Source organism: Pectinatus cerevisiiphilus (assembly GCF_004341685.1).
Lineage (GTDB): Bacteria > Bacillota > Negativicutes > Selenomonadales > Selenomonadaceae > Pectinatus > Pectinatus cerevisiiphilus.
This window is the reverse complement of record NZ_SMAA01000004.1, coordinates 186,769-209,018: the sequence shown is the minus strand read 5'-3', so window position 1 is coordinate 209,018 and position 22,250 is coordinate 186,769. Positions and strand designations below refer to the sequence as shown.

Here is a 22,250-nt window from a genome sequence, read left to right as displayed (position 1 = left end):
TGAAGCATCTGTATGAATGTAATACCGAGACAATCCTTGGCTAACTTTAGTAGCAATGAGGTCTATGATTTTGCGAAAGAATATTGACAGTACCGCTACAATACACGTTACATCCAGAAGTTTATAATTGAGCAGAATGTAATGTAAATTTGTCTGTAGGATATATTAATGCAACATATTTTTACGTTTATAATTGAGCAGAATGTAATGTAAATACTGACATTATACCAGCATCACTATTTTCTAAGGTTTGTTTATAATTGAGCAGAATGTAATGTAAATTGTAATTGTTTGGTAGGAGCGGTGGTAATACGCATTTGTTTATAATTGAGCAGAATGTAATGTAAATTAGTGTCCTTTTGTTTAACATCACCTATTGTGTTGTGTTTATAATTGAGCAGAATGTAATGTAAATGCTAGATTCGGTGTTTGCTTTTTCGTTGGCAAGTTTGTTTATAATTGAGCAGAATGTAATGTAAATTATTTTAGGTCGATTATATCGAGATGGCCGTCGTAAGTTTATAATTGAGCAGAATGTAATGTAAATTCACATCCGAGGGCGGCTTACTTTTTGTCATGTCAAGTTTATAATTGAGCAGAATGTAATGTAAATGTTTTTAGACTTTGTACTTGTGGCATTCTGCAAATGGTTTATAATTGAGCAGAATGTAATGTAAATTCGTTTTCATTTTAAATTTGTCCCGACCTGTCGTATAGTTTATAATTGAGCAGAATGTAATGTAAATTGTTTTAAAACTTTTAGGCAGCCTACGACATCTTAAGTTTATAATTGAGCAGAATGTAATGTAAATGAGCGTTTTTTGTGTGCGCAATTTTCCTTCAATTTTGTTTATAATTGAGCAGAATGTAATGTAAAATTCATCTCTTTTGTAATTACTATTCTATATTATTTTGAGTTTATAATTGAGCAGAATGTAATGTAAAATCAGCAAGCAACGTCGTTGCATGGGTATGCCGTAGTGTTTATAATTGAGCAGAATGTAATGTAAAACTGACATAGAATATCAAACCACACTGCGAAAATTAGGTTTATAATTGAGCAGAATGTAATGTAAAATTGCATGATATTGCTCAAAGTCCGAGTCACCTGTCGGTTTATAATTGAGCAGAATGTAATGTAAATGCAGTTAACGAATACTGTGCTGTGATCGGGTGCATGGTTTATAATTGAGCAGAATGTAATGTAAATATGAGTGTTTTTATTTTTTCTCTGCATTTGTCATATGTTTAGAATTGAGCAGAATGTAATGTAAATACAAACAGTACCTGCGGGCTAACAATTTTCGGCTGTGTTTAGAATTGAGCAGAATGTAATGTAAATGCTTATACATGATTCATTTGGTACAGATTTAGGTAAGTTTAGAATTGAGCAGAATGTAATGTAAATGATTATAGCGGATTTAAGCCATATATGGAGTTATTTGTTTAGAATTGAGCAGAATGTAATGTAAATGAATATACGTGGTAAAAGGAAAACTCCTGTAGTTATGTTTAGAATTGAGCAGAATGTAATGTAAATTGCGTCATTGACGATGGACAGGGCGGGACGTCGGCAGTTTAGAATTGAGCAGAATGTAATGTAAATTTAAATATAGTACCAAGCACTGTACCGCTACCGCTTGGTTTAGAATTGAGCAGAATGTAATGTAAATTTTGCCGACAATTATAGCAGATATTTAATGATTTAAGTTTAGAATTGAGCAGAATGTAATGTAAATATTATTTGTACTTTAGCATTACTATTAATACACTGTGTTTAGAATTGAGCAGAATGTAATGTAAATTAGCCGAGTCTAAATTATCTGTTATAAATACAACTTGTTTAGAATTGAGCAGAATGTAATGTAAATTAATCCAACACCTCCTTGCTTGTCACTAGCCCATAAGTTTAGAATTGAGCAGAATGTAATGTAAATTCCTGCAACTGCTTACGGATATACACAGGAGATAACGTTTAGAATTGAGCAGAATGTAATGTAAATAAGTTTTAACGTGATCCAGTCAGGCGAAAACCTTGTGTTTAGAATTGAGCAGAATGTAATGTAAATATACAGGCAATCAGTCTGCGGCTACCAATACAGGCGAGTTTAGAATTGAGCAGAATGTAATGTAAATAGCGTTATAAAATGTTTGTCTTTTGTACGCAGCTTTGTTTAGAATTGAGCAGAATGTAATGTAAATTTCACCAGCTGCAACCTTGCCATTAAACGTTAATGAGTTTAGAATTGAGCAGAATGTAATGTAAATTCAGCACTTAAAGCTGTACCTGTTACGTTAGTATCGTTTAGAATTGAGCAGAATGTAATGTAAATGCGCTCTATGACAACATCTTTTTTGGAGATACTCCAGTTTAGAATTGAGCAGAATGTAATGTAAATCTACTTGTTCAGCGGTAGGTGCTGCTGGTTGAGTCGGTTTAGAATTGAGCAGAATGTAATGTAAATATCGATGGGCTTACGTTATACAAAGAAAATAAACCGGTTTAGAATTGAGCAGAATGTAATGTAAATTGGTTATATAGCTGGTTATGGCCTCCGTGCGTTTATGTTTAGAATTGAGCAGAATGTAATGTAAATAAGTTTTTGCCTCTGGTTTTAGTATTTTAGGCATAAGTTTAGAATTGAGCAGAATGTAATGTAAATCCGATCATCGTCGCCCAGCGTAAGCTTTTTTTCTTTGTTTAGAATTGAGCAGAATGTAATGTAAATAAGATAGTTGCTGATATACTCATTATTTATTCCTCCGTTTAGAATTGAGCAGAATGTAATGTAAATGCTTTAGATGGCCCGGCAAGCAGCATTTTATGTCCGTTTAGAATTGAGCAGAATGTAATGTAAATCCGATGCTTTGAACTTCGTTGATAGGAACTTTGTTGGTTTAGAATCGAGCAGAACGTAATGTAAATGCAGGTAAACTGCAATAACAGGACTAAGGTTTTGAAAAGAATATGTTTCGGTGCCAGGAACTTTAAAAGTAAGCGATCAATCAAATAGTGTATAGCAATAATGCCGCTGGTATTATATTTACTATACAATACCAGCGGCATTTTAAGATACTATAATATTATTTGGTTAAATGTTTATGATTTAAACAGATGTAAGATATCAGCTACGGCTTATTACATCAATACCCATATATTTGCGCAAGACTTTTGGTACAATTACGCTGCCATCAGCTTGCTGATAATTTTCTAATATTGCCGCTACGGTTCTGCCTACAGCAAGACCGGAACCATTCAATGTATGAACATATTCTGGTTTTGTTTTAGGGGAACGACGAAATCTTATGTTGGCACGACGTGCCTGATAGTCTTCAACATTGGAGCAGGAAGAGATTTCTCTATACATATTACAGCTTGGTAACCAAACTTCAATATCATAGGTTTTGGCTGCGGTAAAGCCTATATCACCACTGCATAAGGTTACAACGTGGTAGGGGATCTCCAAGAGTTCCAAGATATGGGAAGCATCTCTTACCATTTTTTCTAGTTCATCATATGAGTCTTCTGGTTTAACAAATTTAATAAGTTCAACTTTGTTAAATTGATGCTGACGGATAAGACCACGTGTATCACGTCCGGCAGAACCGGCTTCTTCTCTGAAACAAGCAGTATAAACACAATAATATTCAGGTAAGGCAGCTCCGTCTAAGATTTCGTTACGATGATAGTTTGTGGCAGGAACTTCAGCAGTCGGTACGAGGTACAAATCGGCATCCTGAATTTTAAACATATCTTCAGCAAATTTTGGCAGCTGGCCTGTTCCAATCATGCTATCTTTATTGACAATATATGGAGCAAGCATTTCAGTGTAGCCGTGTTCATTGGAATGTGTGTCCATCATGAAGTTGATAACAGCGCGTTCCAGACGTGCCCCCATACCTTTATAAAAGGTGAAACGAGATTCAGCAACTTTGGCTGCGCGTTCGGCATCGAGTATATCAAGCTGGGCACCTATGTCCCAATGTGCTTTAGGGGTGAAGTCAAACTTGCGTGGTTCGCCAAAACGTCGTACTTCAGGATTATCACTATCATCATTGCCTACAGGTACTGATGGATTGAGCATATTAGGGATATGTAATAGAATGTCGCGAAGTTCTTCTTCAGTCGCATGAAGATCTTTGTCCAATTGACTAATTTTTTCTCCTACTGTGCGCATTTCAAGTACCAATTTTTCTGTATCTTCTTTTTGCTTTTTCATTTCGCTTATTTGTTTAGAAACATTATTACGCGTTCCCTTTAATGTTTCTGTTTTACCAATGATGGTACGGCGCTTTTCTTCCAATTCTTTAAATCGGTCAAGATTCATAGGATTGTGGCGCTTTTTGAGCATATCCAATACTTTTTCAGTGTTGTCCCTGACAAATTTGCTATCAAGCATTATTAAATAACCTGCCTTTTTATACATTAATTATCAAATACAGACAGTATATGTCTGTATTTTTTATTATCGTTACAGAAAGTTAATCAGTTTGACAAAGAATATCGTTTTAATTTTATCACATTTATGGAGAAAAATGTACGTTTATTTTAGTATGTGGTGCGACTGGGGTTCCCGCTGAAGGTGTCTGCGTAGCGGCAGTGCCGTTGCCGACAATGCCTATTTCAAGCTGAAGGTCGTTTAATATCTGCGTAGCATCTCTAATTGTTTTGCCATATAAATTGGGAACCGCTATCATCCCTTTGGGGACAACGGGAGCAGGTTGTTTAGTTGCTGCCTTTTGCTCGGTTGAGGATGATGGTGTGTCATCTTGCGTGGGAACGGAAGGTTCTATATGGAGATAGCGGAAAATGGCAGAAAAGATGTCATGCGCTATAGGAGCAGCGATCTGTCCACCGTAATAATTGACCTTTTGTGGATCATCGAGTATTACGAGGACAACGAATTGGGGATCTTCAACTGGGGCAAAGCCGCAAAAAGATGCAACGTAGTGCCCTGCTTGGTAACCACCGTTGGTAGTATCAACTTTCTGGGCAGTTCCTGTTTTACCAGCAATATGATAACCAGGAACTGCGGCTTTATTGCCGCCGCCTTCAGAAACAACTTTTTCAAGCAGTGAGGTGAGGACTTGATCTGTTGGCTGGTCTATCGCCTGGCGGACTTCCTGTGGTTTTGTTTCTTCATAGACACTGCCGTCAGGATTGAAGATTGTTTTGATGATATGAGGTTTCATCAAAACACCTTTATTGGCAATAGCGGACATGCCTGTTACTATTTGTAAAGGAGTTACAGCGATGCTTTGGCCGATGGATGCTGTGGCTACATTAATCTGGGTCATTTCCTTAGGGTTAAATAAAATACCTTGTTCTTCACCAGGGAGTTCAATACCAGTTTTTTTACCAAAGCCAAATTTTCGCGCATATTCCATCAATCTATCAGCACCAAGGCCCAGTCCAATATGTACGAACCCGGTATTGATGGACTCTTCGATAATTTTAGTGAAGGTAACTGTGCCGAAACTACCTTCACTCCAGTTTTGGATACGCCGCCCATCTATCATTAAATAACCAGGATCAACAAAAACATCGTTCGGCTGGACGACTTTTTCCTGTAAAGCTGCTGCTGCAACTACTGCTTTAAAAGTAGAGCCTGGCTCGTAAACGAAGGATACAGCTTTATTTATCCAACTGGTTGAGGGATACGCACTAAAATTGTTAGGATCATAGGAAGGTCTTGATGCCATGGCTAGTATTTCTGCTGTTTTAGGGTCCATGACTATTGCTGTTGCTGCTGCAGGGGCATATTGAACCATAGCATTGTCTAAAGCTTGTTCGGTGATATATTGGATTGTACTGTCAATCGTCAATTGGACACTTTTGCGGGAATTACCTTGGGGTTCGACTTTGCTGAGTACAGAAGAAAGAATAGGACGTGCCAAAGTGTCAGTAAAGAGTGCCATATTTACCACTTGCCCCTTGATGACACTGTCCATAGATTGTTCTATGCCGTCAAGGCCTTTATCGTCAGTGCCGACAAAACCCAGGACGTTAGCAGCAAGAGATTTATTAGGATAGTAGCGTTTACTTTCTTCTTTAAACCCAAGACAAGTACCATAAGCTTTTTCCTTTATAAGTTTCGCAACAGCGTCAGATTCGCTCGGTTCCATCTGCCGCTTCAGCCAAACGAAACCACCACCGATGGAAATTCGCTGCATTATATCTTCCGGAGGCATATTAATCAATGGTGATAAGTCATTAGCCAGAGTTTGTGGATCTTTGACATGATTGGGATCTACATAAAGGGATTTTGTCATACTGCTTATGGCCAGTTCGTGGTTGTTGCGGTCATAAATAGAACCACGTGGGAGATGGACGGTGTACTGGTCTTCTGCTTGATACTGGACTCGCTCCAATAGTTCATTATGAAGAATTGTCTGTACCCAAATGTAGCGCAAAGCTAACAGTACAAAAGACAAAATCAGCAAAATGACAATTAGTGCTATGCGTGATTGTGCTTGATATGAACTAGAACCATTGTCTTCTTTGCTATACTTAGGCAATAATGACACTCCTTCTAATGTAAATTATAAAATTATTCTGCTGGCGGCCAGCGAAATTGATACGGGACAGGGATCGGATAGGGCTTGTCTGACGGTTCGTAGCGCCAAGCAGAAATGGCTTCTATAGCAGCATCGTCTATATCTTCATCACCTGAAGATTTGGAAATATCGGCATGCACACTGCCGTCAGCTTCGATCATATACTTTACTTCTACTTCTATGGGATGGGGCGAAGCGAGCAGTTTAGCAGGTGGTGTAAACTCGACTTTCTTTATGAGCGGGGGAAGTGTTGGTGGATGCATAGGATCAACAATATCTGCCAAATTTACGCCCTTTAGAGACGGGATGCTGTAACGTTGCGGTCTTTTCTTTTTATTATTAGTTGAAGGCTGGGGGTTTTGTTGTTCCACTGATGGTGATTGAGTTGGCTTGGTGGAAGGAGTGGGTTCCGGTTGTTCTGCTGACTGCGCTGCCGGGGTTTCTGAGGGGATGGTTATAGCAGAATCGGGCTGTACAGGAGGGGCAGCATTATCGTTGTCATCTTGTTGAGTATTATCATCAACTGGTTCTGTATCATCAATAAAGACAGCGATGTCTTCCTGCGCAGGCAAAGGAACGGGAGGGGGCAGCCATTTATTTATCTGGTGGGAAACGAATATTAGTAATAAAATATGAACAGTTATAGAAAAGATAATCGCTATCTGCCAGCGCTTTTTACCATTCATGGTAGGTACTCCTTTTTGATAAGCATAGAAATGTTTCCCTAAGGGAAAATTTAAGATCGATATAGTAAAAATACACCAAAACAGATAAGAATAATACCGCCGACTTTATATAAAGTCATACTTTCTCCAAAGTAAAAATAACCTACAAATGCGGCTATAATATAGCCTATACTTAAAAACGGATACGCATAACTAACTTCTGTGCGGGATAAGACCATAAGCCAGACGACAAAACTTAAGATATAACATAAAAGACCAAGATAAATGTAAACATTCACAGCGGCTTTCATTATCATCGTTATAATGGATGCCATATCTACCTGCACTGTACCGATGATAGACATGCCTTTTTTCAGCACAAGCTGGGCAATAGCGTTAAGTAATACGCCAGTTAAAATTAAAATGAAATTCATAATCAACCTTCTCAATCAATTATTTAAAATATATGAACAACCACGGTAAAGCAATAAAATGATGATCAATGATATAGAAAAAAAATATTCACCGAAGGAATCGACCGTGAAAATCTTTAGCCCTATTTTTTTATTGTGCGAAATAAGAGGGACCTTGCCGCATAAGGCATCTTCAACAATATGCAAAAGCGCTCCAGTCAGAATGAAAAGAGGAATCAGCACTAGCGGCCAGAGTGATGGCTCAATTAGACCGAAACGTCGAAACAGCAAGATTAGTACTATTAAGGACAGATAGGGAACAGGCCAATGTGTCCATGTACGGTGTTTTTGGCGCCACCGCCAGTAAGCTTTTTTTGTTTTGGGTGGTTTCCCTTCAAGTTTATCAGGAATAACACTGCCGGCGATACTGTAAACAGCCAGCAAGGGATCAGCGGTTACAGCATATACTATACTTCCAGTTACCAGCATATGGTTTATCCATTTCACCGCATTACCTCCTTAAAAAATTGCGTCAATACTGCTGATTTTATAAGCGTTATTATTTATCAATAACTTTATAATATGTGAGGTTTTCAACGTCTTTTGTTCCACCAAAAGCTTCGTAAAAGTTTTGTGCGGGTTTGTTCCAAGTGAGGCATTTCCATTCTAGTTTACAGCAGTCTGCAGAGCGGCCGATTTGTTCCCACGCGGTGATTAATTTTTTCCCGAGACCGTTCCTTCTATGGTTTTCTCGGATAAAAAGATCATCCATATAAGCAATCTTTTTACCGCGAAAAGTAGACAGCATATAAAAATATGTTAAAAAACCAGCAACTTCTCCGGTTTCATTGAAAGCAATTAGAGCATGCAAAAGATTGTCTGAAAAAAGTTTTTCAATGTCGTCAGTAGTGGCGCTGCAAAGATTTTCCAGATTTTCATAGACAGCCAATTCATGTATAAGCCTTGCAGTTAACTGCCACATGGAGGGACTATCCGCTTCTTTTATGGTATACATTTTAATATCCTCATTCATTTTGTTTTGGCAACAGATAGCAACAAAATCTTATTACTATCATTTATATCTGTGCTCTATTTTACGCAAAAATAATATCTTCTGCAAGTAGCAATAAAATAGAGCACTATAATAAAGAAAATAATCCCCCAAAAATAACAGAAAAATATGTATCCTGTTTCTTCGGGGGAAAAGCAATATGATTAGAATTTACTTGAAATGATTCTTCGTACAAAATAAAGCATAGCTATGATACATACGGTAAGACCGAGAAATTGGGAAGTGGAGGCAAAATCTTTACCCACAAGGGATAATGGGTCGTTGCTGCCGCCGGAGGTTACTGACGTAACAATAACAGCGGCAATAATTACCCCCATGATACTTTCGCCGACAATCATACCTGAAGCAAATAAAACGCCGCGTCTTTCATGCTGTTTTATATAATCTTTGGCAGCGTCAAGATTTTTGTTCTGCGCGCGATTTTTCAAATATTTGTGGATTAAATAAGCTGCTATAGCACCGAGAATTAAAGGTTCATCGGCAGATGGCGGCAGATAAATGCCCATCCCTACAGCAAGTGGCGGCAGACTCCACATTGGTCTGAATTTTTTTATGAAGATATCAAAAATGATGACAACGATGCCGAGGAAAATACCTATACCGATAAGATTCCAGTCGATGTTGCTGTTAAAAATACCTTGGGCAATGGTTGTCATGAGATTGGCTTGGGGGGCAGCCATCGCTTGGGTCGGGTCCATGTCCGGCCGAGGGAAGACGCCTGTAAAGCCGTAAGCCTTATAGAGCAGGTTTAAAACAGGTGATATTACACAGGCACCAAATATGCAGCCTATAATAAGTGCTGTTTGTTGTTTCCAAGGAGTGGCGCCAACTAAAAAACCTGTTTTTAAATCCTGTAAATTATCATTAGAAATAGTTGCAGTGGCGAGAATAATACTGGTGATGAAAATGGCAAAAGCTATAGCAAATTTCTTCCCGAGGGGATCAGCAAATATGCCTTGTGAAGAACCAATTATTAAAATTACCACGGAAGAAATTATTATACCGAGTAGCCCAATCCCTGATATAGGACTGGATGATGAACCAACTAGGCCTGCCATATAGCCACAAGCAGCTGCTACCAAGAAACCGATTAATAAGACGAGGAGAGTGCCGATAACCGTAAAAAGGATTATTGCGCCGGATGAAAAACTGGTTTCGGTAACAAAAGAATATATAGTGCCAAGTAAGCCGATTGTTATCAAGGCAAACAGAATAGACATTGCCTTTAAGGATAAGTCAGTATCCATGCGATGTGCAGTCTTTAAATCTCTGTTTTGTATATTGCTGGAAATAAGTTCTTTTATTCCCTTTAGTACAGGTTTCATCAGCATCAAAAACGTCCATAGTGCAGCTATACCGATTGTACCAGTACCAATAAAACGAACTTTGCTTGACCAGACGGATGCGGCAAAACCAATTAGGTCCATACCTTCTTTAGGTGTAACAAGGGTAGTGAAATAAGGTGTAAATACGCCCCATGCCAGAATAATGCCGATAAGCATAGCTATACCACCTGCTAAACCGATTAGGTAGCCTGCACCAAAAAGTGCTAGTGAGAGACCAAGGGTAATACTGAAAACAGCTTTACCAACGGCAAATGCCCAGCTTATTTGATCTGCAAGCAGACGAAAGCCAGCAGTACATAAATTTACTACTGCTGCGAGAAAAGCCCCCATGCCGATTTCCTTGAGGCCGTCGTTGTTTTGTGCATTAGAATTATCGTTTTCAGTATCATGGGAAACACTACCGGCCTTTAATATTTCAGCGGCAGCCTTTCCTTCAGGATATGCTAAATCACTGTGCACTACCATTGCCCTTCTGAGCGGGATAGTGAACAATACACCGAGTGCACCACCGCATAAACAGATCATAAAAGTTTGCCATAATGGAAACTCTGTCCAATAACCGCTCATGAGCAGTCCTGGAATTATGAAAATAACGGCGGATAAAGTTCCTGCGGCGGATACCTGGGTTTGTACCATATTGTTTTCCAATATATTGGATTTTGCAAACAAGCGCAAAACTGCCATGGAAATAACTGCTGCGGGAATAGAGGAAGAGAATGTGAGTCCTACTTTTAAACCGAGATAGACATTTGATGCTGTAAATATACCTGTTAACAGCATTCCCAAAAACATGCCCCTGAAAGTAAGTTCTGGCAGGTCTACGTTGTCTGCCATTACATCAACTGATTTTCTCATGAAGATTCTCCTAAAAATTTAGTAATATTATTTTAGAGTATGACAAATTAATCAGTAAATGCTAAATCCACATATTAATTTATCAATATCTATAATATGATAACCTTTACAAGTACAAATGTAAACCTTAACTAAAAAATATCTTCGTATTGAATGCCTCAATCTTTTTGCAGTAGATACAGAGTAAAAGTAGTTTGCTTATTTTCTTCACTTTGTACAGAAATAGCACCGTTGTTCTTTTCTGCCAATGCTTTGGCAATGGAAAGCCCCAGACCGCTCCCTTCGTGTTTCTGGACAGCTGTAGAACGGTAAAAACGTTCAAAAACATAAGGCAGGTCCTTAGCGGGAATGCCAGCCCCTGTATTCGTAACGGAAATGATAACAGCGTCGTTAGAGGTATATGCTTGCAAAGAAATTTTACCATTTTTAGGAGTGTATTTTATGGCATTGTCGAGCAGGATGGATAATATCTGTTCAACATGGTTATAATTGGCATATGCATATAGTTCAGTAGTATTGTTCGACACGGTCAAAGTTATATCCTTATCTGCCGCAATAGTCTTAAAACGAGCCGCAGTATTTTCCAGGATGGTAGTGGTTGGTAATTTACTTTTTTGGAAACTGACAGCACTGCTGTCGCATCTGGCTAAAAGCAACATATTACTTATAAGCGCTTTCATCTTGAGAATTTCACCGGTCATATCGGCTAAAATTTCTTGAGAAAAACGGGATAACTTGTTATCCGTATCATCTTTTAAGACATCGAGTCCGGACAAAAGGACACTTAAAGGGGTACGCAGCTCATGGGAGGCGTTAGCAGCAAAAAGTATTTGTTTTTCAAATGATTCAATAATAGGACGCATCGCCTTATTTGCCATAAAATTAGCAGCTTTGTTGATCATAAAAAGCGTACATATCAACAGGAGTATTAACCATAGCAACAATCTGCCCAAAAACATCAGATTGTGGCTTATATCAAAACCAGCATAAACTTTTCCAGAGTATTGTCCGTTAGTCCAGATGGATTCGCGGGAGATGACAAAAAAACGAAAGTCATTTCGATCCGTGAAGACCATATGGATTTTTGATTGTCCGTCCTGTAGTGTGTCTTGAGCTGCCATTGAGGCAATAGCAGCCCGACTCCAATCAATTTTATTGGACATCTTGATAAGCCGGTTATCCTTGTCGTACATATAATAGAATATGCGGGTCAGGTATTTTTGGCTACTGCTGTTATCAGGCGGAAGATCAAGTGGTACATTGTTTTCATTGACTATATAATTCAGTTCTTCTATTTCTTCCATGGCCAGCATATGTGCTTGGCTGATAAAGTTATTATAGACAAGCGAACCAATAAAAGCATAAATAAGCGTAATTAAAATGAAGACGATTAGACATGTCAACTGCATATATTGTCTGATTAATTTTTTACGGAATTGGGAAAATAATTTCATAGCCTATGCCTCAATTTTGTAGCCGATACCATGTACTGTCTTGATAAGATCTTGTTTACCGGCATCAGCCAGTTTTTTCCGCAATAATTTTATTAAAGCATCAAGGGCATTAGAAGAAATACCGTCTTCATCGTTCCAGATATTATTTATTATCTGTTCACGCGGCAATGTTGTACCCATATTTTGCAGCAAAATAGACAGCAACTGAAATTCCCTGCGTGTCAGTTGTAAGTCTTTGTCATGCAAATATGCCGTAAAATTTGATTTGTCAATTTTTAAACCCATTTCAAATGACATGGTGTTATTTTGATATTGATTATTTTGTCTGCGCAAAACAGATCTTATGCGTGCCAGCAATTCGGGAAATTCGAAAGGTTTGACTATATAATCATCAGCGCCATTGTCGAGACCATTTATTCTGTCCTCAAGGGTATCTTTGGCAGTCAGCATAATAACGCCACAGTTTTTGCTGTTTTTGCGGATATCTATACATACATCAATTCCATTTTTTCGCGGCATCATCCAGTCAAGGAGGACTATATCGTAGTTTGTAATAGATAAATAACTGAGGGCATCTTCTCCGTTGTCAACTATATCTACACTGTAGCCTTCTTTTTTCAGTAGAAAACCGAGTATTTTAGAAAGTTTACGGTCATCTTCTGCTAAGAGTATTTTCATAATTTTATCACTCCAATCGTTTTCTATACCAGTATAATTATATCTTATTTTAACAGCTGACGTTCCAGAAAAATATTTATTTAATTTTAGCGTGTCTATCTGAATTTATTCTGAAAAAAATAGGCGATAAATACATCAGTGGCAAGGACCTTTTTTAAAAGACCTTTCATAAATATTTCATGTTTATTATTTAGAATAATAGAGAAAGTGATGACATGATAAACGCATGTATGAAAAATAAATCACATTATAATAATAGTCACATTTTTTATTACAAAATAAATAATATTGAGTGATGTAAAGTGTAAATGTGTTTAAAAATATTGAAAAAATGTAAATTTTCTCGTTGCTTGTACTTTATGCGTTTATTGTGGGAGTTATACTGATAAGCTTGCTTAATAACAGTATAATGTTATAATAATTCTAGTTATGCGCATTTTTAGAGAGGAGTATTTTATTGCATACGTTAGACACTCGGCAAAAAAAGATAGCAGTGTTTTTCATTGTAATCTCAATAGTTGCCCTGTATATTGTCCACATTAATGCTTACCCCTTAATGGAACCGGATGAAGGCCGTTATGCCGAAATCCCGCGGGAAATGCTGGCTACCGGTGATTTTATAACACCGCGGCTCAATGGTGTTGAGTATTTTGAGAAACCGGCATTACAGTATTGGCTGACAGCAGCATCAATGTATGTCTTGGGAGAGAACGAAGGGGCTACTCGTGTAGTTCCAGCGGTGACGGGGATAATTAATATTTTCCTCACAGCATGGCTTGGTAAAATGATGTTTACCAATCGCACCGGATTGTTGACAGCCGTTATTTTGGCTACAACAACACTACATATCGTGGTAGGGTCAATCAATATCCTCGATATGATGATAACGATGTTTATGACTCTTTCACTGGTGTCGTTTTATAAGGCACGTCTCAGCCAAAATAGAAAATGGTATCTTTTATTTTATGCGGCGATGGCATTTGGGTTGTTAACAAAAGGCCTTATATCTATTGTACTTCCTTTGGGAATTATTTTCTGGTATATGGTTTTTACAAAAAAATGGAATATTGCACGTGATATTATATACTGGCCGGGAATATTGCTGTTTCTGGTAATCAGCGTACCTTGGTTTTATCTGGTATGCCGCGCCAATCCAGATTTCTTTTATTTTTTCTTTATACGTGAACATTTTTTACGTTTTGCTACCAAGATGGCAGATCGGTATAAACCATTCTGGTTTTTTATTCCCATGATAATATTGGGAGTTTTCCCTTGGCTGGGCTTTTTACCGGCACTTTTTGTTAAAAATGGTATCATACGCCGGACAGAGTCAAAAAAGAACAAATGTGATATTATATTTTTGCTGACATGGTTTTTTGTTGTATTTTTGTTTTATTCGTTTTCTGATTCAAAATTGGTACCGTACATATTGCCTTGTCTCTCTGCGCTGGCAATTTTGCTGGCTGCCTCAATAAGAAGGGCGTCACAGCTCGGCAGATGGATTGGCGGTGGACTGTGGATTAACAGCATTGGCTGTTTTATTTTCGTTGCAGCTCTTATAGTCTATTCTATGCAGGCTGGTTACTTAAGTGCATGGCAGATATTTTGCACAGGTTGGTTGATTTTCCTTTCCTTGACCATTGGACTCGTGTGTGTCATATCGGTTTGGTTTAAGACAAAACAGGTTCGCTGCACTATTTCAGCTATGTCTGTGGTCGCTTTTTTGTTTGCCTGTGGATTGCAATCTATCCATAACCAGGTAGCTGTGAGTAGGACAACCTTATATGTTGCTGAGGATATACGCAGTACTATCAGACCGGGAGATATTGTCGTTTCTTATGGCGATTATGTGCAGGGATTAGCTTTTTACTTGCAAAAGCGTATTGTTGTCGCGTCATATTTAGGGGAATTGGAATTCGGCTCGAAGCATCCAAGCGGGCAAGGCTGGTTTATTGATGATGATCAACTCATCAATTTATGGAATAGCGATAAACGGGTATTTATTGTATTTGATAAAAGTAAAAGAAATATGTTATCAAATCTGCATATAGTGAAAAATTTGCACGTAATATTCAATGACGAAGTGAGACCTAAAGGTGGATACTATTATATTGTCAACAAATAATGTCGGCAATGTTAAAAATAAAAGACGAATACCTAATCGTCATCGGCATTTGTTAAACGCGGATTGACGCACTGATAATAGATAATTTATAATTAAAGGAGTTTATAGTAATGAGAAAAGATTTTCTGCCGTTTTCTAAACCATGTGTCAGCGAAGCTGCTATAGCTGATGTTTGTGATTCAATACGATCCGGTTGGCTGGCAATGGGACCTAAGACAGTTGACTTTGAAAAAAATTTTGCACAATATGTCGGCAGTAAGTTTGCAGTGGCCGTTAATTCTGCTACAGCAGGTTTGCATTTAGCTGTTATGGCACTGGTGAAACCGGGCGATGAAGTAATAACTACGCCGATGACTTTTGCCAGTACGGTGAACGCAATAATTTTTGCCGGAGCAGTACCGGTATTAGCTGATATAGATCCCAATACATTTAATATAGATCCCAAAAAATTAGAAGCAAAGATAACGGCTAAGACGAAGGCAATTATTCCTGTGCATTTTGCAGGACGTCCGTGCGATATGGATTCTATTGAAGAAATTGCAAAGCAGCATGGCTTGGCAATAATAGAAGATAGTGCCCATGCTTTGGGTGCCGCTTATCATGGCAGAAAAATCGGTGCGGGCAGGGGAGCAAAACATACTGCCGTATTTAGTTTTCATCCCACTAAAAATATCACTACCGGTGAAGGTGGTATGATAACGACTGATGATGAAGAAGTGGCAGACCGTATGTCTGTACAAAGACAAAATGGCATGGATAAGGGCGCATGGAACCGCTTTGGGGCAAAAGGAAAAAGCCACTATGACATTTTCGTACCAGGACTTAAATATCAGATGATGGATATCCAAGCAGCAATAGGTCGTGACCAGTTGAAGCATTTGGAGCAGTTTAATAAGCGCCGTGCTGAAATTGTCGCTAGATACAATGATGCCTTTGCAGATATGGAAGGATTGACTTTACCGTCAGCTGTAGAAGCTGGCTGTGTACATTCCTGGCATATTTATACACCGCTTATAAACAGTGATAAAACAGGCTTTACCCGTGATGCATTCATGGAAAAGATGAAACAATATAACATTGGTACGGCATATCATTATCAGGCAGTTCATTTGTTCAGTGCCTATGCCAAAATAACTGGTCTGAAAAAAGGCGATATGCCTGTAGCAGAAGAAATCGGCGAAAAGATAGTGTCTCTACCGCTTTTCCCGGCTATGACGGACCAAGATGTAGAAGATGTGGTTGAAGCAGTAAAAGCTGTTTGCAAATAAGCGTATGAAAAGGTGAAATAATGGCTCCGGAAGTATCTATAGTTATTCCAGTATATAATGAAGAAGAATCACTGCCACGGCTGTTTGCAGAGTTATATCCAGTGATGGAAAACCTAGGCAGAAGATATGAAATAGTTTTTGTCAATGATGGCAGTCAGGATAAATCTTTTGCCATGCTGTATGATTTTTGGAAAATACATCCTCAAGTAGTCCGCCTTATTGACTTTAATGGTAATTTTGGCCAGCATATGGCAATAATGGCAGCCTTTTCGCATGTGCGGGGGAATTTTGTAATAACGCTGGATGCTGATTTGCAGAATCCGCCGTCAGAGATTCCTAAGCTTATAAAACAGATGGATGCTGGGCATGATGTCGTTGGGTCTTGCCGGAAAAATAGACATGACCCGTTTTTCCGCAAGGCCGCGTCAAAAGTTGTTAATAAAATAACAAATAGTATAACGGGTTTGCATATAAATGATTATGGCTGTATGCTCAGGGGATATGATCGCAGAATTACTGATATAATAGCAAATAGTAATGAATCTACGACCTTTATTCCCGCGCTGGGACAGAAATATGCAGTTAATCCTGTAGAAATTACTGTAGAGCATCGTGAAAGAGAGTTCGGCGTATCTAAATACAGCATATTTCGTTTAATACGGCTTAATTTTGACCTCATGACAAGTTTCTCATTGTCACCGCTCCAATGGGTGACGATGAGCGGGATAGGAATATCCGTGCTCAGTTTCCTGCTTGTTGCCTATATACTGATAAGGAGATTTGTTATCGGGTCAGAGGCGGAAGGTCTTTTTACGCTAATGGCAATTCAGTTTTTCCTGACAGGAATTTCCATCATGAGTTTGGGAATCATAGGTGAATATATAGGCCGGATTTATAAACAGATACAGAAAAGACCGCGTTTCGTAATAAAGAAGATATGGGAAGAAGATATTAATGGGCAAAATAACTGATGCTCGTCCCGCCATTGTTTTATTTGCTTATAGCCAACCAGGTTTTGCCTGCCTTGATGAATTATTAAAAATGGGTGCCAATATTTCTGCCGTGTTTACACATATAGATGCGGATGATGAAACGATTTGGTTTGATTCAGTATATGATTTAGCAAAAAGCAAAAAGCTTGCTGTTTATCGTTCCAAGAAAATAGATGAAGGCGCTTATCCTTTTTTTAAACAGGCCGCGCCTGATATAATTTTATCAGCATATTATAGAGCGATAATACCAGATGAATTTTTGGCAGTACCGCGCTTGGGGGCATATAACCTACATGGTTCGCTCTTGCCTAAATACAGGGGGAGAGCTTGTATCAATTGGGCGGTACTGAATGGCGAAAGGCAGACTGGTGTGACGATGCATGTCATGACGACAAAAGCTGACAGGGGAGATATAATCGCGCAAGAGCAATTCCCTATTAATTTTACAGATACAGGACACGATGTTTTTTTAAAGGCCAGTAACGCGGTGCGAAAAATAATACGGGAATATCTTCCGCTCATCGAGAAGGGAACTGTTCCACATCGTGCACAGGATGAAACTCAGGCAACTAAATTTGGCCGTAGACGGCCAGAAGACGGTATTATAAATTGGCATGACAGTGCGATAAAGATTTATAATTTAATAAGATCTGTAACGCATCCATTTCCCGGTGCATTTACTTTTTGGGCAGGACAGAAGGTATTTATTTGGCAGGCATTGCCTTTGGATGATGCTGAGTTTTGGCAAAAGTACCATGACGGACAGGTAAATGGGATGTCGCAGCTCCCTGCGGGAACAGTGTACCGTGAAGCTGGAGCTGTTATTGTAAAGTGTGGAAAGGGTTTTCTTGTTTTGCAGAAAATTTCCTTGCCTGATGGAAAAGATAGTGATCCTGCCGACAAAGGTTTTGGTTCGCTTTTTCAGAATGGAGAATGTTTTAGCGTTAATAGAGTATAAGGAGTAAAGTCAATGAAAGTATTTATTACCGGTATTAATGGATTTATAGGCTCACATTTATTGCGGACTATATTGCAGAAGACTGACTGGCAGGTACAGGGGTTTGACCTACATGACAATAATCTTGCTGAATTTAAAAATGAACATCGTTTCTCAATGAAAACCGGTGATATCTTTAAGGAAGAAAATTGGCTGGAACAGGCTGTAAAAGAAAATGATGTTGTTTTACCGCTTGCCGGTATAGCCAGACCAGCTTATTATATAACACATCCATTAGGAACATTTGAACTGGACTTTGAACAAAATTTGAAAATAGTACGTCATTGCGCAAAGTACCAAAAAAGAGTGATTTTTCCTTCTACATCTGAAGTATATGGAATGCCTACAGAAAACAGCCGGATAATGGTAGAAGACGAAAGTACACTTACGTTAGGCCCTATTAGAAAATCACGCTGGATATATAGTTGCAGCAAACAGATGATGGATAGGGTTATTTTTGCTTTTGGACAGGAAAAAGGGTTGCCTTTTTCTATATTCCGCCCGTTTAATTGGGTGGGTCCAGGTTTGGATACATTCAAAGATGCTGCTGAACACAAAGCTCGTTCTATAACACAATTCATATATGATATTTTGTATACTGGCCGGATCAATCTTGTCGGTGGTGGCGGGCAGAAACGCTCGTTTATATGGGTAGATGACGGTATTGATGGACTTATTACAATAATAAAAAATGAAAATAATAAAGCCAATGGCGAAATATTTAATATTGGCAATCCGTCAAATCACTATTCCATTAAAGAATTAGCAGTAATGATAGTCGATGAAATGAAAAATTATTCGCAGTTTGCAGAGAAAGCAAATAATGTTAATCTGATTGAAATCCCTGCGGCAAAATATTATGGGAAGAATTATGAGGATATGCAGGATCGTTTGCCATCGGTACAAAAAATGAAAGATTTACTGGGGTGGGAGCCTAAAACTACATTGCGCGAAGCTATTAAATTGACATTAGATTGGTATGCTGCACAATTAAAAAAGGATTTATAAGCTATGCGGAAAAAAATTGCTATTAAAATAGATGTAGATACAAAACGTGGCTATGAGCAAGGTGTCCCTAATATGCTTGATGTTTTCCAAAAGCATGGAATCAAAGCTTCCTTTTTTTTCTCAATGGGACCAGATAATTCAGGTAAAGCGATACGCCGAATTTTTCGTAAAGGCTTTTTGGCAAAAATGCTTCGGACAAAGGCACCTGCTACATATGGTTTGAAAACAATGCTATACGGTACTGTACTGCCTGCTCCGTTGATAGTAGGGCCTAATCCTGCGCCCTTTCTCAGGGCAATAGCTGATGGGCATGATTGTGGTATTCATTGTTGGGATCATGTTTATTGGCAGGATAAACTGCCTGTATTATCAGAAGCTAAAATACGTGAGCATTTGACTAAAGCGTGTAATCTGTTTGAAAAACTTGCGCACCAGAAACCCCGTTTTTGCGGTGCACCAGGATGGCAGACGACGTATAAAAGCTTAAAAGTGCAACAGACTATGGGATTTGATTTTTGTTCAGATGTGCGCGGTTATGCTCCTTTTTATCCAGTGGTAGAGGGGCAGGAGTTTTTGCCCGTACAGATTCCTGGCACTTTACTGACGATGGATGAAGTATTGGGAATTATGGGTGTTACTGAGGACAATATTGTAGATTATTGGCTAAAAAATTGTGATAAACCATGGAATGTATTTACTATCCATGCCGAAACGGAAGGGCTGGCAAAAATATCAATCCTTGATGATTTTATTGCAAAAGCTAGATTACAGGGTTTTGAGTTTGTCCTTTTAAAAGAAGGCAAGAAACTCCCCAACATAAAAAAATGCAGAATTTATGCCGGATATCTACCGGGACGTGCAGGTACCGTCGCTTTGCAAAGTGACCCGTTAAACTAAAAAGAACGTTTATGATATAGTTTAGTTATCATAAACGTTCTTTTCTTCTTTTTTGACTGTAGGCAATGTTGGTTAAAGTGCAGCTTTAATATTTTTTATTAGTTCTTGATATCTGGCAGTCTCAAAATATATTCTGTCGGGATTCATTGCAAAAACATCGCCCCATTCAAATTCATTTTTATATTTAGGAACAAGATGTGTATGAAAATGCTTAGCTGTATCACCATAGGCACCGTAATTTATTTTATCAGGACGGAAGATCTGCTTCAATGCCCGTGATAATTTGGCAATATCTTGATAATAAGCGCTTAACTCAGCATCACTGAGTTCATTAATGTCACCAATATGGTTTTTATAAGCAGCGATACATCTGCCTAGATGGCTTTGTTCTTTGAATAAATAGATTTTACTTGCTGGTAACTCGCAGATAAATATGCCGAATTTTGCTAATGTGTCATCGTTACCGCAATAAGCACAATTTGGATCATTCATGATATAACCTCCCCTAAAGATATTCATAATATATATATTATAACAAAAAGCAGAAAATAACAATTATAAAGAAAAAAACTTTTATTCAAATAATTTTACAGATATCTGAATAAAAAGCTTAAGGGCGGAAAATACGTATGACACGGTTGATTTTCCGCCCTTGCTTGAGTATAAAAAATTTATTATTACATGACACTGCTTATGCCTTCATTGACTTTGGTAGACCATTGGATAACTTCATTATAAAGAGAGGCAAGTAATTCTTCAGGAAAATGATTTTTTTTGCACCAAATTTTTACCTCCTGCCAATTACCATGCTCATAGTCTGTGGATAGTTTGAGTAGTTCCCCTAAAATGTTTTTGTGCAGGACAAGCGCATCCCTTATTTCGGTGGCAAGACCTAAGTCATTAATTATTTTTTCCATCGGCTGGCCCAAGACTACATCAGATAAGGAAAGCATTCCTACCAAAAATGCAGTATCTTTTTCTACTTTTGTATTGGGTATGTTTTCGGCGGTAAGTTCACAAAACTTCGCACGTATCAGCAGAGTAGTAAATAGTTCATTGGGTTTTTCAGCAGAGAGGTCCTTCATGCATACTAGATTAATCCAATTGCGTATACCATCTATTTTTAACAGTGATATCGCTTGTTTTAGTGTGTGTACCTTATCGGAACTGCTGGCGTAAGGAGAATTTATTATATATTTAAGCAATTTGTGGATAAGTGATATATCTCTTTTAATAATACTTTCCAGACGGTCTAGATCAAGTTTTTTATTATTTAATTCACGCAACAGCATTAACTGGGAGGTTATATCTACTTGAGAAGTCTGCTGCGAAATAATAACAGGTTTGCAGAAAAAATAGCCTTGAAATAATTCATAACCAAAAGCAAGCGCTTGTTCATATTCTTCCTGGTTTTCCACCTTTTCTGCCAAAAGTTTGATATGCTTGGGAAGAATTTCACGCATCCTTTTTCTTTCGGCAGGTGTTTTAGTGATTAAAAAATCAATTTTTATTATGTCGGCTAAATCAATAAGCGGTTGATATTTAGCAGCAAACACAAAATCATCTAAGGCAAATTTATAGCCTTTTTTCTTTAATTCTCTGCAGGTGGATAGTAATGCTGCGGTCGGTTCGGTATTTTCCAGGATTTCCACTATTACCATTTCAGGCGGTAGACTGCTTACATCACCTTTTTCTATGTTTTGTCCAGTAAAGTTTATAAAAAGTTTTTTATTGCCGGCAATATTCCTTAGACCAAAGGCAACCATACTGTTGGATAAGATTTTTTGCGTTGCATCATAGCCGTCAATATTATAGTTCATAGAATTTTGCAGACCATCACGAAATAGTAATTCATAGGCTACTGTATTTAATTCATGATCTAATATAGGTTGACGGGCTACGTATAAATTCATGAAATTATC

Annotated in this window: 17 protein-coding genes and 1 CRISPR repeat array; of the genes, 6 read left to right on the top strand and 11 right to left on the bottom strand. The window is 38.2% G+C overall.

Annotated features, from left to right (window positions below):
• Positions 1–119: 119 nt before the first annotated feature.
• Positions 120–2,926: a CRISPR direct-repeat array (repeat unit 30 nt; unit sequence GTTTAGAATTGAGCAGAATGTAATGTAAAT).
• Between the two features lie 199 nt (positions 2,927–3,125).
• The 9 genes from serS to EDC37_RS03980 all read right to left on the bottom strand — a co-directional run bounded on the left by serS (position 3,126) and on the right by EDC37_RS03980 (position 13,041).
• Positions 3,126–4,400 (bottom strand): serine--tRNA ligase, encoded by a 1,275-nt coding sequence (serS, locus tag EDC37_RS04020; protein WP_132548158.1) that lies wholly within the window; start codon positions 4,398–4,400, stop codon positions 3,126–3,128.
• A gap of 124 nt (positions 4,401–4,524) precedes the next feature.
• Positions 4,525–6,519 carry a penicillin-binding protein gene (locus EDC37_RS04015; protein WP_132548157.1) on the bottom strand — a complete coding sequence of 665 codons (1,995 nt, stop codon included), beginning with the start codon at positions 6,517–6,519 and terminating at the stop codon, positions 4,525–4,527.
• Between the two features lie 32 nt (positions 6,520–6,551).
• A complete protein-coding gene (locus tag EDC37_RS04010) occupies positions 6,552–7,244 on the bottom strand; it encodes an energy transducer TonB (protein ID WP_132548156.1) in 693 nt (230 codons plus the stop codon).
• A 50-nt stretch (positions 7,245–7,294) separates the two neighbouring features.
• Positions 7,295–7,657, bottom strand: coding sequence for an EamA family transporter (locus EDC37_RS04005; protein ID WP_231040060.1), 363 nt, complete (start codon positions 7,655–7,657; stop codon positions 7,295–7,297).
• A gap of 15 nt (positions 7,658–7,672) precedes the next feature.
• Positions 7,673–8,143 (bottom strand): metal-dependent hydrolase, encoded by a 471-nt coding sequence (locus tag EDC37_RS04000; protein WP_132548154.1) that lies wholly within the window; start codon positions 8,141–8,143, stop codon positions 7,673–7,675.
• Positions 8,144–8,195: 52 nt separating this feature from the next.
• Positions 8,196–8,651 (bottom strand): GNAT family N-acetyltransferase, encoded by a 456-nt coding sequence (locus EDC37_RS03995; RefSeq protein WP_165874448.1) that lies wholly within the window; start codon positions 8,649–8,651, stop codon positions 8,196–8,198.
• A 200-nt stretch (positions 8,652–8,851) separates the two neighbouring features.
• A complete protein-coding gene (locus EDC37_RS03990) occupies positions 8,852–10,909 on the bottom strand; it encodes an OPT family oligopeptide transporter (RefSeq protein ID WP_132548150.1) in 2,058 nt (685 codons plus the stop codon).
• A gap of 158 nt (positions 10,910–11,067) precedes the next feature.
• The gene (locus EDC37_RS03985) at positions 11,068–12,363 is read right to left on the bottom strand and encodes a sensor histidine kinase (protein ID WP_132548148.1); all 1,296 of its coding nucleotides are present in this window, start codon (positions 12,361–12,363) and stop codon (positions 11,068–11,070) included.
• A 3-nt stretch (positions 12,364–12,366) separates the two neighbouring features.
• Positions 12,367–13,041, bottom strand: coding sequence for a response regulator transcription factor (locus EDC37_RS03980; RefSeq protein ID WP_132548146.1), 675 nt, complete (start codon positions 13,039–13,041; stop codon positions 12,367–12,369).
• 457 nt (positions 13,042–13,498) lie between these two features.
• Between EDC37_RS03980 and EDC37_RS03975 the strand changes: the two genes are divergently transcribed.
• The 6 genes from EDC37_RS03975 (at position 13,499) to EDC37_RS03950 (ending at position 20,328) form a co-directional block, all read left to right on the top strand.
• On the top strand, positions 13,499–15,166 hold the full coding sequence (locus EDC37_RS03975) for a phospholipid carrier-dependent glycosyltransferase (protein WP_231040061.1): 1,668 nt from the start codon (positions 13,499–13,501) through the stop codon (positions 15,164–15,166).
• Between the two features lie 110 nt (positions 15,167–15,276).
• Positions 15,277–16,434 (top strand): DegT/DnrJ/EryC1/StrS family aminotransferase, encoded by a 1,158-nt coding sequence (locus EDC37_RS03970; protein WP_132548144.1) that lies wholly within the window; start codon positions 15,277–15,279, stop codon positions 16,432–16,434.
• A gap of 20 nt (positions 16,435–16,454) precedes the next feature.
• Complete coding sequence (locus tag EDC37_RS03965; protein ID WP_132548142.1) at positions 16,455–17,405, top strand: glycosyltransferase; 951 nt, start codon at positions 16,455–16,457, stop codon at positions 17,403–17,405.
• Entirely contained in the window at positions 17,389–18,384 is a 996-nt protein-coding gene (locus EDC37_RS03960; RefSeq protein ID WP_132548140.1) for a formyltransferase family protein, read from the top strand. The genes EDC37_RS03965 and EDC37_RS03960 overlap by 17 nt, the downstream gene beginning before the upstream one ends.
• 12 nt (positions 18,385–18,396) lie before the next feature.
• Entirely contained in the window at positions 18,397–19,431 is a 1,035-nt protein-coding gene (locus EDC37_RS03955) for a bifunctional UDP-4-keto-pentose/UDP-xylose synthase (RefSeq protein WP_132548138.1), read from the top strand.
• A 3-nt stretch (positions 19,432–19,434) separates the two neighbouring features.
• The gene (locus EDC37_RS03950; RefSeq protein WP_132548136.1) at positions 19,435–20,328 is read left to right on the top strand and encodes a polysaccharide deacetylase family protein; all 894 of its coding nucleotides are present in this window, start codon (positions 19,435–19,437) and stop codon (positions 20,326–20,328) included.
• 72 nt (positions 20,329–20,400) lie between these two features.
• Here EDC37_RS03950 and EDC37_RS03945 read toward each other — a convergent pair whose 3' ends face one another.
• Both EDC37_RS03945 and EDC37_RS03940 read right to left on the bottom strand, forming a co-directional pair.
• Complete coding sequence (locus tag EDC37_RS03945) at positions 20,401–20,820, bottom strand: HIT family protein (RefSeq protein WP_132548134.1); 420 nt, start codon at positions 20,818–20,820, stop codon at positions 20,401–20,403.
• 185 nt (positions 20,821–21,005) lie between these two features.
• A complete protein-coding gene (locus tag EDC37_RS03940) occupies positions 21,006–22,241 on the bottom strand; it encodes an EAL and HDOD domain-containing protein (RefSeq protein ID WP_132548132.1) in 1,236 nt (411 codons plus the stop codon).
• Between the last annotated feature and the right edge of the window lie 9 nt (positions 22,242–22,250).